Source organism: Sphingobium sp. 22B (assembly GCF_001580035.1).
In the GTDB taxonomy this organism is placed as follows: Bacteria; Pseudomonadota; Alphaproteobacteria; order Sphingomonadales; family Sphingomonadaceae; genus Sphingobium; species Sphingobium fuliginis.
Genome location: NZ_LTAB01000010.1, coordinates 84,326 through 99,814, shown reverse-complemented (window position 1 = coordinate 99,814; position 15,489 = coordinate 84,326). Strand labels below are relative to the sequence as shown.

Annotated in this window: 16 protein-coding genes; 13 read left to right on the top strand and 3 right to left on the bottom strand. The window is 65.1% G+C overall.

Annotated features, from left to right (window positions below; translation table 11 throughout):
• The first annotated feature begins 411 nt into the window (after window positions 1-411).
• From A0J57_RS11465 to A0J57_RS11425, 9 genes are all read left to right on the top strand, one after another.
• Window positions 412-3,117 carry a ribonuclease E/G gene (locus A0J57_RS11465; RefSeq protein ID WP_216820922.1) on the top strand — a complete coding sequence of 902 codons (2,706 nt, stop codon included), beginning with the start codon at window positions 412-414 and terminating at the stop codon, window positions 3,115-3,117.
• A 460-nt stretch (window positions 3,118-3,577) separates the two neighbouring features.
• On the top strand, window positions 3,578-4,930 hold the full coding sequence (locus tag A0J57_RS11460) for a M48 family metalloprotease (protein ID WP_061935692.1): 1,353 nt from the start codon (window positions 3,578-3,580) through the stop codon (window positions 4,928-4,930).
• Complete coding sequence (locus A0J57_RS11455; protein ID WP_044661519.1) at window positions 4,927-5,697, top strand: DsbA family protein; 771 nt, start codon at window positions 4,927-4,929, stop codon at window positions 5,695-5,697. The genes A0J57_RS11460 and A0J57_RS11455 overlap by 4 nt, the downstream gene beginning before the upstream one ends.
• A gap of 320 nt (window positions 5,698-6,017) precedes the next feature.
• Window positions 6,018-6,152, top strand: a complete 135-nt coding sequence (gene rpmH, locus A0J57_RS11450) for a 50S ribosomal protein L34 (RefSeq protein ID WP_007683189.1) — start codon at window positions 6,018-6,020, stop codon at window positions 6,150-6,152.
• Between the two features lie 32 nt (window positions 6,153-6,184).
• On the top strand, window positions 6,185-6,667 hold the full coding sequence (rnpA, locus tag A0J57_RS11445) for a ribonuclease P protein component (protein ID WP_235600849.1): 483 nt from the start codon (window positions 6,185-6,187) through the stop codon (window positions 6,665-6,667).
• The gene (gene yidD, locus A0J57_RS11440; RefSeq protein WP_025551802.1) at window positions 6,664-6,876 is read left to right on the top strand and encodes a membrane protein insertion efficiency factor YidD; all 213 of its coding nucleotides are present in this window, start codon (window positions 6,664-6,666) and stop codon (window positions 6,874-6,876) included. Before rnpA ends, yidD begins: the two co-directional genes overlap by 4 nt.
• 34 nt (window positions 6,877-6,910) lie before the next feature.
• The gene (gene yidC / locus A0J57_RS11435) at window positions 6,911-8,614 is read left to right on the top strand and encodes a membrane protein insertase YidC (protein WP_061935688.1); all 1,704 of its coding nucleotides are present in this window, start codon (window positions 6,911-6,913) and stop codon (window positions 8,612-8,614) included.
• A gap of 10 nt (window positions 8,615-8,624) precedes the next feature.
• Window positions 8,625-9,272: a ribosome biogenesis GTP-binding protein YihA/YsxC gene (yihA, locus tag A0J57_RS11430; RefSeq protein WP_025551804.1), complete on the top strand. Its 648-nt coding sequence runs from the start codon at window positions 8,625-8,627 to the stop codon at window positions 9,270-9,272.
• A gap of 10 nt (window positions 9,273-9,282) precedes the next feature.
• Window positions 9,283-9,705 (top strand): GFA family protein, encoded by a 423-nt coding sequence (locus A0J57_RS11425; protein WP_044661517.1) that lies wholly within the window; start codon window positions 9,283-9,285, stop codon window positions 9,703-9,705.
• 35 nt (window positions 9,706-9,740) lie between these two features.
• Here A0J57_RS11425 and A0J57_RS11420 read toward each other — a convergent pair whose 3' ends face one another.
• Window positions 9,741-10,295 carry a 2'-5' RNA ligase family protein gene (locus A0J57_RS11420; protein WP_061935831.1) on the bottom strand — a complete coding sequence of 185 codons (555 nt, stop codon included), beginning with the start codon at window positions 10,293-10,295 and terminating at the stop codon, window positions 9,741-9,743.
• Between the two features lie 125 nt (window positions 10,296-10,420).
• Here A0J57_RS11420 and A0J57_RS11415 point away from each other — a divergent pair, with 125 nt between their 5' ends.
• Genes A0J57_RS11415 through A0J57_RS11400 form a run of 4 tightly spaced genes read left to right on the top strand, consistent with a single transcriptional unit; the run spans window position 10,421 to window position 13,596 of the window.
• Window positions 10,421-10,858 carry a pyridoxamine 5'-phosphate oxidase family protein gene (locus A0J57_RS11415; protein WP_061935685.1) on the top strand — a complete coding sequence of 146 codons (438 nt, stop codon included), beginning with the start codon at window positions 10,421-10,423 and terminating at the stop codon, window positions 10,856-10,858.
• Window positions 10,859-10,905: 47 nt separating this feature from the next.
• Window positions 10,906-11,313, top strand: coding sequence for a DoxX family protein (locus tag A0J57_RS11410; RefSeq protein ID WP_048577047.1), 408 nt, complete (start codon window positions 10,906-10,908; stop codon window positions 11,311-11,313).
• A gap of 52 nt (window positions 11,314-11,365) precedes the next feature.
• Window positions 11,366-13,414 (top strand): carbon starvation CstA family protein, encoded by a 2,049-nt coding sequence (locus tag A0J57_RS11405; protein WP_061935682.1) that lies wholly within the window; start codon window positions 11,366-11,368, stop codon window positions 13,412-13,414.
• Window positions 13,411-13,596, top strand: a complete 186-nt coding sequence (locus A0J57_RS11400) for a YbdD/YjiX family protein (RefSeq protein ID WP_048577049.1) — start codon at window positions 13,411-13,413, stop codon at window positions 13,594-13,596. The genes A0J57_RS11405 and A0J57_RS11400 overlap by 4 nt, the downstream gene beginning before the upstream one ends.
• A 183-nt stretch (window positions 13,597-13,779) precedes the next feature.
• Here the strand turns inward: A0J57_RS11400 and A0J57_RS11395 are convergent, their stop codons facing one another.
• The gene (locus A0J57_RS11395; protein WP_061935829.1) at window positions 13,780-14,697 is read right to left on the bottom strand and encodes an XdhC family protein; all 918 of its coding nucleotides are present in this window, start codon (window positions 14,695-14,697) and stop codon (window positions 13,780-13,782) included.
• Between the two features lie 111 nt (window positions 14,698-14,808).
• Entirely contained in the window at window positions 14,809-15,480 is a 672-nt protein-coding gene (locus A0J57_RS11390; RefSeq protein WP_044661513.1) for a S24 family peptidase, read from the bottom strand.
• Between the last annotated feature and the right edge of the window lie 9 nt (window positions 15,481-15,489).

Genomic DNA, 15,489 nt, shown 5'->3' with positions numbered 1-15,489 from the left:
ATAAACCGCCTGGCGCCATTCGGGTCAAAGTGGCGCGACGCGAAACAATATTTCCAGGAGCCGTTGCTCCTTGCCATTTTGACTGCTACCCATTCACATTCCTTGGAGACGCGCCTTTTCGGGCGACGTTCTTTCGGGGATATTCACGATGGCACCGGCGGGCGGCAACGCCCGGAACCGATGCACGAACAGGTTGACGCTGCATGAGGCATGATTTCCAATCCACGCTGAACCCGATCCCGGGCGATGCGGCGTGGTTGGTGGTGTCCGGCACATGGTCCGGCCCTGCCCCGGCAGCAGACACGCAATTTTCCATGCCAAACCGGGCGATGCAGCAACTCGCGCCGCCCCCTTACTATCGCGCGGCAGCCCGGCCCAGTGCCGTCGGCCGCCAGCGCCGGAGAACAATAAATGACAATGCGTATGCTGATCGATGCGCGCCACCGGGAAGAAACCCGGGTCGCGGTCGTCAAAGGTAACCGGATCGAGGAGTTCGACTTCGAATCGGCCGAGCACAAGCAGCTCAAGGGCAATATCTACCTCGCCAAGGTCACCCGCGTAGAACCGTCGTTGCAGGCGGCCTTCGTCGATTATGGCGGCAATCGGCACGGTTTCCTGGCTTTCAGCGAAATCCACCCCGACTATTATCAGATCCCCCGCGAGGACCGCGAAGCGCTGCTGCGCGAGGAACGCGCCCATGCGGAGGAAGAGGCCGCGCTGCGCGCCGAGGTCGAGGATGACGAGGATGTCGCCGCCGACGGCGGGCTGGAAGTCGTCGAGGCCACCCATCATCATGACGATGAGGATCATGGCGAGGAAACGGCCGAGAACGGCAATGGCGGCGATAACGGCAGGGGCCGCGGCCGCCGCGGCAAGGGCGACGATGCCGCCGACGAACTGCGCCGCAAGCGCATGGCGCTGCGCCGCCGCTACAAGATCCAGGACGTCATCAAGCGCCGCCAGGTGCTGCTGGTGCAGGTCGTCAAGGAGGAGCGCGGCAACAAGGGCGCGGCGCTGACCACTTACCTGTCGCTTGCCGGCCGCTATTGCGTGCTGATGCCGAACACCAGCCATGGCGGCGGGATTTCGCGCAAGATCAGCAACGCCGCCGACCGCAAGCGGCTGAAGTCGATCATCGCGGAGATGAACCTGCCCTCAACCATGGGCTGCATCGTCCGCACCGCGGGCCTCCAGCGCACCAAGCCGGAGATCAAGCGCGACTTCGACTATCTGGCGCGCCTGTGGGACGAAATCCGCGAGAAGACGCTGAAGTCGGACGCGCCCGCGCTGATCCACAATGACAGCGACCTCATCAAGCGGGCGATCCGCGACATCTACAACAAGGATATTGAAGAGGTCATCGTCGAAGGCGAATATGGCTATAAGGCGGCCAAGGACTTCATGAAGCTGCTGATGCCCAGCCATGCGCGCCGGGTGAAGCAATATGCCGACGCGGTGTCGCTGTTCCAGCGCGCCAGCGTCGAGGACCAGCTCGCGGCGATGTACAATCCTGTCGTGCAGCTCAAGTCCGGCGGCTATCTGGTCATCAATCCGACCGAGGCGCTGGTTTCGATCGACATCAATTCCGGCCGGTCGACCCGCGAGCATGGCATCGAGCAGACCGCTGTCGCCACCAATCTGGAAGCGGCGCGGGAGATTGCGCGTCAGTTGCGCCTGCGCGACATGGCGGGCCTGGTCGTCATCGACTTCATCGACATGGAGATGAACTCCAACATCCGCAAGGTCGAGAAGGCGATGAAGGAGGCGCTGAAGGACGATCGCGCCCGTATCCAGGTCGGCCGGATCTCCGGCTTCGGCCTCATGGAAATGAGCCGCCAGCGGCTGCGCACCGGCGTGCTGGAAGCATCGACCCGCCAGTGCCCGCATTGCGAAGGTACGGGGCTGGTCCGCACCGCTTCGTCGGCGGGCCTCAGCGCGCTGCGCATGCTGGAAGAGGAGGCGGCGCGCGGTCGCGGCAGCCTGATCACGCTGCGGGCGAGCCAGGAAGCGGCCTTCTACGTGCTCAACAACAAGCGCCGGGAGCTGGACGAGATCGAGCAGCGCTATGGCGTGCGCATCGCGATCCTGCCCGATGGCGAGGTCGAAGGCGCGCGCATGTCGGTCGAGGCCAGCGGGCCGCGTCCGGAGCGGGTGGTCGACTATACGCCGATCGCGGAAGAGGATGACGATCTCGACGTCATCGAGGAACTGGACGAGGAAGAGATCGAGGAAGTCGACGCCGCGCAGGAGGAACGCGCCGAGCGGGGCGAGGATCGCGGCGATGATCGGGAAGGAGGCGGCCGTCGCCGTCGCCGCCGTCGTCGCCGTCGCGGCGGTCAGCGCGACGAGCATCGCGCCGAGTCGGAGACCCAAGGCGAGGCTGGCGAGGACGCCGACAGCGCTGAAGAGGAAGCCGAGATCGAGGGCGAGGCCGAGGCTGTTCCGGCCGAAGCCGCCGCCGAAGCGGAGGGCGAAGGCCGTCGTCGCGGTCGTCGGGGCCGCCGGGGCGGACGCCGCCGCCGCGAAGCCGGCGAGGAAGCGGTGAGCGAAGGCTCGGTTGCAAGCGAGGAAGCGGTCGAAGCCGTCGAGGCCGAAGTCGTTCAGGAGCCCGTGGCGGAAGCAACGCCCGAAGCCCCTGCCGAGGAAGAAGCGCCCAAGACCCGCCGCCGCCCCCGTGCACGCAAGGCGAAGGAAAGCGCCGCGCCTGCCGCCGAAGCGGTGGAAGCCGTTGCGGTCGAAGCTCCCGTGGAAACGCCCGTCGAAGCCGTGCCGGAAGCGGCCGCCGCCGAAGAGGCGCCGGCCAAGCCCAAGCGCACGCGCCGCAAAAAGGCCGATCCGGTGGCGGAGGAAGCACCTGCTGCCGAGGCTGCACCGGAAGCGCCCGCCGCCGAAGAGGCGCCGGCCAAGCCCAAGCGCACGCGTCGCAAGAAGGCCGATCCGGTGGTCGAGGAAGCCGTTGCCGCCGAGACCGCGTCATCCGTTGAAACGCCCGTCGAGGCCGTTCCATCCGATGAGGCTGCGGAGACGCTCATCGTGAACGGAGAAGCCGAAGCGGCAGACGAAGGTGACGATGGCGCGCCGCGCCGCGGCTGGTGGCAGCGCACCTTCGGCCAGTAAGCCGACAGGCGATGGAAAGACGCCGCTGTCTTGCCGCTTCGGGCGGCCGGACGGCGGCGTTTTCATTTTCGGAAGGCTGAAGTCCCGGGTGGGATTTTGCAGCTATTTCAGGACCTTCCTTATCCGTGGAAGGAGAAGGATGGGAAGCTTTGGCGACGAAGGAGCCGGGGCTGATCTGGATGAGAGGGGAGCGGGCCTGCGGCCCACGCGATCCTTTGGATCGCACCCCCCTCACCCAGCTACGACTAGGCAGCAAGCTGCCAAGTCTGCGCAGCCCTCTCCCTCCAGGGAGAGGGATAAAGTGGGTGTTCGCTTCCCGCCAAAGCCCCTATTGGACCTGCCGCTTTATGGGCTACATAACGCCTTTCAGTTGCCGTTCATCCCCTGGACGGCATTGACAGTCAGCGATGGAGCCTTTTCCCCTGCCCCGCACCGCCCCTGCACGCCGAACCATCCTCGCATGACCGCGCGCTGGCTTCGTTTCGCGGCCATCGCCGCCGCATCGCTCGCCCTCTTGTCGCGCCCGGCCGCGGCGCAGCAGATCCTGCGGGACGCGGAGACAGAGGCGTTCATGGCCGACATGTCCGCACCGCTGGTCCAGGCGGCCGGCATGGAGCCGCGCAATGTCCAGGTGCTGGTCATCAACGATCCCAATATCAACGCCTTCGTGGCGGGCGGCCAATATGTCTGGGTGCATAGCGGGCTGATCGCGGCCGCCGACAATGTGAACCAGGTGCAGGGCGTGGTCGCGCATGAACTCGGCCATATCGAGGGCGGCCATGTCATCCGTTACGGGGAAGGGATGAAGGAGGCGACCGGCATCACCCTGCTCAGCCTGGTGCTGGGCGCGGCGGCGATCGCGGCGGGCGGCGCGGAAGCGGGCATGGGCATATTGGGCATGGGGCAGCAGGCGGCGATGGGCAAGTTCCTGGCCTTTTCGCGGGCGCAGGAAAGCTCCGCCGACCTTGCCGGCGCGCGCTATCTCAGCAAGGCGGGGGTTTCGGGCAAGGGCAGCCTGGAATTCTTCAAGAAGCTGCAGAACCAGGAATATCGCCTCGCCATTCCGCAGGACGACAGTTACGGCCGCACCCACCCCCTTTCAGGCGAGCGCATCAATGTGCTGCGGGAAGTCTATACGGTCGATCCCGCCTGGGACAAGCCGATGGACCCGAAGCTGGAGGCGCGGTTCGAACGGATCAAGGCGAAGCTTGTCGGCTTCGTGTCGGAACCGAACCAGACCCTGCTCAAATATCCCGAAAGCGACCAGTCGCTGCCGGCGCATTATGCCCGCGCCTATGCCTGGCACAAGAGCGCCTATCCGGACAAGGCGCTGGCGGAGGTCGACGCCCTGCTGGCCGCCGCGCCGCACGATCCCTATTTTCTGGAACTGAAGGGGCAGGTGCTGCTGGAAAGCGGCAAGCCCGCCGACGCCATCCCGCCGCTGCGGGAGGCCGTGCAGCTCACCAACCAGCCGCTGATCGCCACGCTGCTGGGCCATGCGCTGATCGCGACGGAAAATGACGCGAATTTCGCGGAGGCGGAAAAGGTGCTGCGCAACGCCATTGCGCGGGACCGGGAAAATCCCTTCGCCTGGTACCAGTTGGGCGTGGTCTATGAACATCGCGGCGACCTGCCCCGCGCCGCGCTGGCGACGGCGGAACGCTATTCGATGATGGGCGAGGATCAGATGGCGCTGCGCAGCGCCGACGCCGCAATGCAGGGATTGAAGCCGGGCACGGTTGACTATCTGCGCGCGCAGGATATCGCCATGGTTTCCCGCGCAGCCGTCGAGCAGAAGCGAAAGAAACGATGACAGATCAAAGGCGGCCCAGCTTTCGCGCAGCGCTTTCCAACAGGACCATCATGATGACCCTTGGCGTTTTCGCCTTCATCGCCGCCACCGCGACGGGCGCGGCGCTCGGCACCCAGAGCACGGGCCGCGTCGACGCCGGGGACAAGGCCGCCATCGAGCAGATCGTGCACGACTATATCCTGGAACATCCCGAGATCATCCCGCAGGCGGTCGAGAAGCTGCAGGCGAAGCGGATGTCGGGCATGATAGACGCCAGTCGCAAGACGATCGAGACCCCCTATGCCGGCGCGTGGGAAGGGGCCGCCAATGGCGATGTGACCGTGGTCGAATTTTTCGACTATGCCTGCGGCTATTGCCGGGCGTCGCTGCCCGATCTCGCCAGGCTGGTGGGTGAGGACAAGAGGGTGAAGGTCGTCTATCGCGAACTGCCGATCCTGTCCGACGAGAGCATCGATGCCGCGAAGGTGTCGCTGCTGGCGGCGGAGAAGAACCAGTATATGCCCTTCCACCGGGCGCTCTATGCAGCGGGCAAGGTAACGCATGAGACGATCCTCGCGGCGGCGGCGAAGGTCGGGATCGACGCGAAGGCAGCGCAGGCGGCGATCGCGGGGGGCAGATATGATGCGGAGATCCAGTCCAATATCGGGCTGGCGCAGAAACTGCAGGCAAGCGGCACGCCGACCTTCGTCATCGGGGGTCAGGTGCTGAACGGGGCCGTGGGCTATGACGCCCTGAAGGCCGCGGTGGCGTCGGCGCGGGGGAAGTAAGCGGCGGCTTCCGCGCGGTTTGCTGACCTTCCGCTTTCCTTGAAGCGCACCCCATGAAGCGCACCGTGCTCCTGCGAAGCACTCGAATGAGACAGGCGGCTCATGAGAGCCAGGTTCCCACGGTATGATGATCCACGGACGGCAGCGCTCGACCGGAATCCGACATCGCGCTCAACCGTCCTCGAAACCATCACGACCTTCTCCTCCGCCATTGACTCGCCTCTCCCTTTTGCCTATCGGACGCCCCCTGACATGCGGCCGCCCGCCCGGCGGCCCTTTTTTGTCACGCCCGATTCTTTTAGTTTTTTGAGGAATGAACGATGAAGCGCACCTATCAGCCGAGCAATCTGGTTCGGAAGCGCCGTCACGGTTTCCGCGCTCGCATGGCGACCCCCGGCGGCCGCAACGTGCTGCGCGCTCGTCGTGCACGCGGCCGCAAGAGCCTGAGCGCCTGAACGACGCGCCGCTTGAGCGCGCGCCTGCGGTCATGACCCGGCGCGCTGATTTTCTGGCGGCGAATCGCGGGCGGCGCGCGCCCATGCCAGGCTTTGTCCTGCTGGTGCGCGAACGCGGCGACGGCGATCCGGCGATGCGGTACGGCATCACGGTCACGAAAAAGATTGGCGGCGCTGTCATCCGCAACCGGATGAAGCGCCGCTTTCGCGTTCTGGCGCGGGAGCTGTTGCCGGCGCATGGCATAGCCGGAGCGGATCATGTGCTGATCGGGCGCGCCGAGGGTATCGAGCGCGACTTCGGCCTGCTTCGCCGGGAGCTGGAAAAGGCGCTGGGCAAGGTGATGAGCCGGCCTGTTGATGAGGCGCCGCGCAGGAAGGGGCGGCCTTCCCCTCCGAAAGACACGGCACCCCTGCGCAGGCAGGAACCCGGGGTCGCGACGGAAGGCAGCGGCGGAACGGGCTTCCCGCCCTCGCAGGAACATGGCAGGGGCAGACATGGCAGGGGCAGGCCGTGATCGCCCGCCTTTTCATCCTGATCGCGCGCTTCTGGCAGCTTGGGCCTTCGCGCATTTTGCCTCCTTCCTGCCGCTATGCGCCCTCCTGTTCCGAATATGCGATTCAGGCGATCGGCAAATATGGTGCGGTGAAGGGTAGCTGGCTGGCCACGAAGCGGCTAATGCGATGCCACCCATGGGGCGGTTCGGGTTACGATCCGGTCCCCTGATACGAATTTTCGAGATACGGCGGAGCCGACAAGCGTGGACGACAAGAAGAATATCATCCTGGCGGTGCTGCTGACCGCGGCGATCCTGTTCGGCTGGCCCTATGTCGCCAAATATTTCTTCCCCGCCGCCAATCCGCCGGCCACGAAGATCGAGGGCGGCAAGACCACGCCGCTCACCCCGTCCGGCGCCGCCCCCGCGGCGGAAGGGTCCGCTGCGGTCCGCGACCTGGCGCTGGCGCTGAAGGACAGCCCGCGCGTGCCCATCCGCACGCCCAAGATCACCGGATCGATCAACCTGAAGGGCGCGCGCATCGACGACATCGTGCTGCCGACCTACAAGGAAACGATCGCCAAGGCGTCGCCGGCCATTCGCCTCTACAGCCCCAGCGGCACCCGGCACGCCTATTTCGCCGGCTTCGGCTGGCAGGGCGAAGGGGTGAAGACCCCGGACGGCAGCACGCTGTGGACGGCGTCGGCCAAGGAACTGACCCCGTCCAGCCCGGTCACGCTGACCTGGAACAATGGCGCGGGCCAGACCTTCGAGATCCGCTATTCCATCGACGAAAATTACATGATCACCGCGCAGCAGAAGGTGTCGAACAGCGGCGCCGGCGCGGTGGGCGTCAAGAGCTACGGCTATGTCAGCCGGGCGACTCCCTCGGCCGATCCCGACACCTGGACGATCCATGTCGGCCCGATGGGGGTGTTCAACGGCGCGGCCAATTATGACGTGAACTACAAGGATCTGGAAAAGGGTCCGGCGACGCAGAGCTTCCAGTCGACCGGCGGCTGGATCGGCTTCACCGACAAATATTGGCTCTCCGCCCTGATTCCCGACCAGAAGGCCGCCTTCACCGGCCAGATGCGTAAAGGTGCCGGCACGCAGTTCCAGACCGACGTGTCGCTGGCCTCCATCATGGTCGCGCCGGGCAAGGCAGTGACGCAGACCAACCGGCTGTTCGTCGGCGCCAAGGAGGTGAAGACGCTGGAAGCCTATCAGGACGCCGGCGTTCCGCTGTTCGACCGGGCGATCGACTGGGGCTGGTTCTACTGGTTCGAAAAGCCGATCTTCGCCCTGCTCCACTGGCTGTTCGAACATATCGGCAATTTCGGCGTGGCGATCATCTGCCTGACCTTCGTGGTGCGCGGCCTGATGTTCCCCGTCGCCCAGCGCCAGTTCGCCAGCATGGCGGCGATGCGCGCGGTGCAGCCCAAGATGAAGGCGCTGCAGGAGAAATATAGGGACGACAAGCCCAAGCTCCAGCAGGAGATGATGGAGCTCTACAAGCGCGAGAAGGTGAATCCGCTCGCGGGCTGTCTGCCGATCTTCATCCAGATCCCGATCTTCTTCGCGCTCTACAAGGTGCTGCAGCTCACCATCGAAATGCGCCACCAGCCCTTCGTGTTATGGATCAAGGATCTGAGCGCGCCCGATCCGCTGCACATCGTCAACCTGTTCGGCCTGTTGCCCTTCACCCCGCCCGCCTTCCTGGGGATCGGCGTGCTGGCGCTGCTGCTGGGCATCAGCATGTACTTCCAGTTCAAGCTGAACCCGGCGCAGATGGACCCGATGCAGCAGCAGGTGTTCGCGATCATGCCGTGGATGATGATGTTCATCATGGCGCCCTTCGCGGCGGGCCTGCTGGTTTACTGGATCACCAACAACTGCCTGTCGATGTTGCAGCAATGGTGGCTCTACAAGCGCCACCCGCAACTCAGCGCCGCGACCGCGAAATAAGGCCGGGGCGTTGACCGAACAGGAACAGGCTGAATTGATCGAGGAAGCGCGCAAGGTCTTTGCCGGCCCCATCGCCTTCCTCAAATCCGCGCCCGACCTCAAATTCCTGCCCGACATGGCGGTGAACGAGGTGGCATTTGCGGGGCGGTCCAATGTCGGCAAATCATCGTTGCTGAATGCGCTGACGAACCGCAACGGCCTTGCCCGCACGTCCAATACGCCGGGACGGACGCAGGAGCTGAATTTCTTCGACGTGGGCGACCCGTTGCGCTTCCGGCTGGTCGACATGCCGGGCTATGGCTATGCCCGCGCGCCCAAGGACATGGTGCGCAAATGGCGGTTCCTGGTGAACGACTATCTGCGCGGACGGGCGAAGCTGAAGCGCACGCTGGTGCTGATCGACAGCCGCCACGGCATCAAGGATGTCGATACCGACATCCTCGACATGCTGGACGCTGCGGCGGTCAGCTATCGCATCGTCCTGACCAAGGCGGACAAGGTGAAGGCCAGCCATCTGGCGGAAGTCCACGAGGCCGTGGCCGAGGCGATCCGCAAACGGCCCGCCGCGCATCCGGACATCATCGCGACGTCGAGTGAAAAGGGCATGGGACTTCCCGAATTGCGCGCCGCCGTGCTGGAAAGCGTGACCCAAGGGTGAGGCCCGGCCGATGGTGAGGATCACCTGCCTCTGCGGTCGGATCGGCCTGACGATCGAGAAACGCCCGGCGTTCATCAATGCATGCAACTGCACGCTGTGCAGCAAAACGGGCGCGCACTGGGCCTATCTCGACCCCCGCGAAGTGCGTGTCGAGGGCGCCACGCAAAGCTATTGCCGGGAGGACAAGGACGATCCGGCGGCGGAGATCCAGTTTTGCGGTCGATGCGGATCGACCACCCATTTCACCCTATCCGCCAGCGCGGTATCCCGGTTCGGAAACGGCATGATGGGCGTCAACATGCGCCTGGCCGACGAACGGGATCTGGCGGGAATCGAACTGCGCTATCCTGACGGGCGGTCCTGGTCGGGCACCGGCGACTTCGGCTATGTGCGGGCGCCCCGGATCATCGGCCAGGACGCAAGTTCCGGCTGATCCCCGGCAGGCTTTCCTCGCGGGAGCCGAAGCGGCTAGAAAAGGCTGTACTGCCCACTTCCTTTCAGAGTCCAGGTGGCCAGGGTCTCATGATGCGTGCGCCCGACATGGCTGCATATCAGCATGAACCGGTCGACATGCCAGCCAAAGCCATCGACCCGACGCTGTTCCGGCGGGCCGTCGCGGTAGAACAGCGTCTGGTGCGGGCTGAAGCTCCAGCCGGGACGCAGCATCACCCCCGCGCCTTTCATGCCCGCCGCGATCTGCTTCTGAAGCGTGCCGAGCAACGGCACGCTATGGGACGGACGCAGGGCGGCGGACCGGTTGCCGATGCTGAGCCGGTCCAGCCGCAGGTCGAACGGTTCCGCCATCACGCCTGTCCCGGCGCGCATCAGCGCCTTGATCACCGCATAGGGATATTCGACATAATCGCAGGTGATCGCCAGCGTCACATGCTGGTGATCCACGGCGATGCGCCGGGCGCCGCCGGCGATGGCCTCCGCGAAATGATCCGTCTGGCGGGCAATCAGCAATGTGGGCTTCAGGGCGAAGAACAGGCGGAAGAGGGTCTTGGCGGGCTGGTTTTCCATGACATTTCGCTCCATGCGAATCGGTCGATTACGTTCATGATATGTTCTTTTCCTGCCCAAGGCGAATCCGGTGGAGCCGCCCCTGATTTCATGCGTTTGCGCGATAGGGGACAAGGAGAGTGACGATGATGCAATTGACGCTCGACAGTCTGGCGGAGAAGATGAAGGACATCGATTTCGCGATGCTGTCGACCCATGCCGACGGCGGCCAGATCGGCGCAAGGCCGATGAGCAACAACCAGGATGTCGCCTATGGCGGCGACAGCTTTTATTTCACCACGGAAGACACGCTGATGGTGAAGGACATCGAACGCGATCCGCGCGTCGGCCTGTCCTTTCAGGGGCGTACCGGGTTGCTCAAGCAGAACCCGCTGTTCATCGCCGTGGAGGGCCGCGCCGACCTGATCCGCGATCGCGATGCGTTCCGTGCGCATTGGAACAGCCAGTTGCAGGACTGGTTCGAGGAAGGGCCGGACACGCCCGGCCTTGTCATGATAAAGGTCCATGCGCAGCGCGCCCATATCTGGGACGGCGAGAATGAGGCTGAACTGGAGCTTGGATGATTCGCGACGGCGCGAGGCCGCACGGCAGAGGGAGACGGGTCGCGCAAATGGTCCTGGCCTTGGCTTTTGGCCTGGCCGGAACCCTGCACCTGACCCGGCCCGGCGGCTTCGTCGCGATCACGCCTGACTGGGTTCCCGCACCCCATATGACGATCGCGCTGACCGGTGTGGCCGAGATCGCCGGCGCCATCGGCCTGATGCTGACGCCGCTGCGCAGGGCGGCGGGCATGGGTCTCGCGCTCTACGCCCTGTGCGTGTGGCCGGCCAATTTCCATCATGCCCTGAACGACATTCCGCTTGGCGGCGTGCATCTGAGCTGGTGGTATCACGGACCGCGCCTGGCTGCGCAGCCGGTGATCATATGGTGGGCGCTCTGGGCAGGCGGAGCAACGGACTGGCCGTTCAAACGGCAGCGGGCGCGCAGTCCGGTTTCCGGACAAGATGATTGTCTTTGAAGATTGCGGCTCTACTGTGCGCACTTTCCAACGAACAAGCGATCAGAGAGCGATGACCCGGCATATTCCCTGGATAATGATAGCGATTATGGGCGCGGTGGCGCTGTCGGTGGTGGCTGTATCCCGCGGCGAGGCGGTCAATGCGCTGTGGATCGTGGTGGCGGCGGTCAGCAGCTTCCTCGTCGCCTATCGCTATTATGGGCTCTACATCGCGCGGAACGTGATGCGGCTGGACCCGTCGCGGCCCACGCCCGCGATCCGGCGGGCCGATGGCCTCGACTATGTGGCGACCGACCGGACGGTGCTGTTCGGGCATCATTTCGCCGCCATTGCGGGCGCAGGCCCGCTGGTGGGACCGGTGCTGGCGGCGCAGATGGGCTATCTGCCCGGAACGCTCTGGATCATTGCGGGCGTGGTGCTGGCGGGCGCGGTGCAGGACTTCATGGTCCTCTTCATCTCCATGCGCCGCGACGGCAAGTCGCTGGGCGAGCTGATCCGCATGGAAATGGGGCAGGTTGCCGGGACCATCGCGCTGTTCGGCGCCTTCATGATCATGGTCATCATCCTCGCCGTGCTGGCGCTGATCGTGGTGAAGGCGCTGGCGGAAAGCCCCTGGGGCATGTTCACCGTGGCGGCGACGGTGCCGCTGGCGATGGCCATGGGCGCCTATACGCGCTGGATCAGGCCTGGGCGCATCGGGGAAGTGTCGCTGCTGGGACTGGTCGGGCTGCTCGCCGCCATCGTCTATGGGCAGAACATCGCCGCTTCGCCGGTCTGGGGGCCGGCCTTCACCTTCACGCCGGTGCAGCTTTGCTGGATCTTGATCGGCTATGGCGCGGTAGCGTCGGTATTGCCGGTGTGGCTGTTGCTGGCGCCGCGCGATTATCTGTCGACGTTCCTCAAGATCGGGGCGATCGCGGCGCTGGCGATCGGCATCGTCATCATGGCGCCGCCGCTCAAAATGCATGCCGTGACCCAATTCGTGAACGGCAACGGGCCGGTCTGGTCGGGCGGATTGTTCCCCTTCCTGTTCATCACCATCGCCTGCGGGGCGGTTTCGGGCTTCCATGCCCTGATCGCCAGCGGCACCACGCCCAAGCTGATCGCCAGCGAAGCCCATGCGCCGATGATCGGCTATGGCGCGATGCTGATGGAGGCGTTCGTGGCGATCATGGCGCTGGTGGGCGCGTCGATCCTCGATCCGGGCATCTATTTCACGATGAACAGCCCCGCGGCGGTGATCGGCAAGGACGCGGCCAGCGCGGCGGCGGCGGTGACGGCCATGGGCTTCCCCATCTCGCCCGATCTGATCCTGCAGACCGCGAAGGATGTGGGCGAGCACAGCATCATCTCCCGCGCGGGTGGGGCGCCGACGCTGGCGGTGGCGATGGCGGAGATATTCTCCCATATCATGGGCGGGCCGGCGATGAAGGCCTTCTGGTATCATTTCGCGATCCTGTTCGAGGCATTGTTCATCCTGACAGCCGTGGATGCGGGGACGCGCGCCGGACGCTTCATGTTGCAGGACCTGATCGCGCTGGCGGTGCCCGCCTTCAAGGACAGCAAGAGCATGGCTCCCGGGATCGTCGCAACGGCGCTGACCGTCGCGGCCTGGGGCTTCTTCCTCTATCAGGGCGTGACCGATCCGCTCGGCGGGGTGAACACGCTCTGGCCGGTGTTCGGCATTTCCAACCAGATGCTGGCGGCCATCGCACTGATGCTGGGAACGGCGGTGCTGTTCCGGATGAAGCGGGACCGCTTCGCCTGGGTGACGCTGGTCCCGACCGCCTGGCTGCTGATCTGCACCCTGTCGGCGGGCTTCCTCAAGCTGTTTTCGGCCGATGCGAAGGTCGGTTTCCTGGCGCATGCCGCCCGGTTCAGCGCCGCGGCGGGCGAGGGAGAGGTGCTGGCCCCCGCCAAGTCGATGGCGGAGATGCGGCAGATCATCTTCAACGACCGGATCGACGCGGCGCTGGTCGCGGTCTTCCTGTTCGTGGTGTTGGCGGTGATGCTGTTCACCATCCGCACCTGCCTCGCCGCGCGGAAGGTGGCGGCGCCGACCGCACGGGAAATTCCGGCGCAACTGGTCCCGGCGGAATGAGCATCTTCCTCCACCGGCTGCGGCAGATGGCGCATATGATGGTCGGGGTGCCGGATTATGAGGCCTATCTGCGCCATATGCGGGCGCATCATCCCGAGCGTGCGCCGATGGACCGGACAGCCTTCTTCCGGGAGCGGCAGGAGGCACGCTATGGGGGCAGAAATGGGGGGAAGTGCTGCTAGAGCCACTCGACATTCAGATGATGACGAGCCGAAAACGATGGTTTTCCGTGACCCGGAGCGCAGCCTACTCAAAGTAGGTGAGCACCGGAGGCGCGGAAAAGCGTCATTTGCAGGCCGTCAGGGCTGAATGTCGAGTGGCTCTAGGGCTGGCCGTCCTCCCCTTCGTTGATGGGGAGGCTTGGCTTAGCGCTTGGCGTTGAAGCCCGCGACCATGCCCGCTGCGATGGAGAGGGCGATTTCCGCCGCGCCTATCGCCCCTATGTCGAGGCCGGCGGGGCCGTCTATGCGCGCCAGTTCTTCCGCCGAAAAGCCCAGATCAGCCAGCCGTTCCAACCGCGCCGCATGGCTTTTGCGCGATCCCAGCGCGGCGATGTAGCCCGTCGGCCCACGCAGCGCCGCCGCCAAGGCGGGATCATCGATCTTGATGTCGTGGCTGAGCGTCACGACCGCGGTGGATTCGCCGGGAAAGCGGGCCGCAACCGCTTCGTCCGGCCAGCGGTCGTCCAGTTCGACGCCAGGGAAACGCTCCTCCGTCAGGAAACGGCCGCGCGGATCGATGACGACGGGAGCGACGCCGATTGCCCGCGCCAGTGCGCTGAGCGACTGGGCGATCTGCACAGCACCGACGATCAGCAGCCTGCGGGGCGGATCGTAGCGGTTGTGGAACTGCCCCTCCCCCGTCCCTTCCCGCGTGAGGCCGGTCGCAAGATCCGTCGACAGGGTGAGCGCCCTGCCCTTCTCGCTTTCCGCCGCGATCCGCTCGAACAATGCGGGGTCGAAGCCTTCCGGGCTGACCGGCTGGACCAGCACGCTGATTTCCCCGCCGCAGGGCAGGCCTACCGCCCAGGCGTCGCCATCGGCCACGCCATAGGTTTCCAGATTCGCCGGCCGTCCCCCGATCACCTCCGCCGCGCGCTGGAGCACGTCGGTCTCGACGCATCCGCCGGATATGCTGCCTTCGAACCGGCCGTCCTCATGCACGATCATATGGCTGCCGCGCGGCCGGGGCGCGGAGCCCCAGGTCGACACCACCGTCGCCAGCGCCAGCCGCGCCCCACGCCATTCGGTGGCCTTGCGGATGACCGCGCCATTGTCGTTCAAAAGCCTGCCTCCCAGAGCGATTTCCAGCAATCGAACCGATCGCTGGTCAAGAAATCGCGGACAATAAAGAGATTATAGCGGCGATCTGATTCAATCACATCGAAACCCGCCCTAAACCAGCCGTCTTCCTGTCCATACCACCCGGCCCACGATCACGACCAGCGCCGGATCGATGTCGATCCAGTCGGGATAATGGGGATTGTCGCTGAGCACGGAGAAAAAACCCCTGCGCGGCCCCATGGCCACGCGCTTCACCATGAGCACCCCGTCGAGCCGCAGCACATAGACGCCGTCGCGCAGCCGCCCCGCATCGTCGTCATGATTGACCATGATCTCATCGCCATCGCTGAGCGTGGGAGCCATGGATTCGCCATCGACGCGGATGATCGATATTTTCTGCGGCCGAACGCCCAGATGACGCAGCCAGTTGGCGTCGAAGGCCATCAGGCCGGCCGCCCGCTCATCCTCGTCCAGCGAACCCGGCCCAGCCGAAGCGCCCAGCGAAAGCCGCGGCACGCTGACCACCGAAGGCAGCGACCGCACCCTGACCGGCGGGGTTCCGCGCGGGACCGACCCGCCCAGCATTTCCTCCGCCACGCCGAAATAGCGGGCCAATATGCGCCGGTCCTCCTCATCCAGCTTCCGCGGCGTGCCCCTTTTTATGAACTGCTGGATATAGGCGGGATTGCGGTTCAGCAGGCGCGAAAGATCGGAATAGCTGTCGCCCCGCTCGGCAATCAGCCGCTCCAGCACCATGCGCGGATCTTCTCCAATACCGACCATATCTCATCC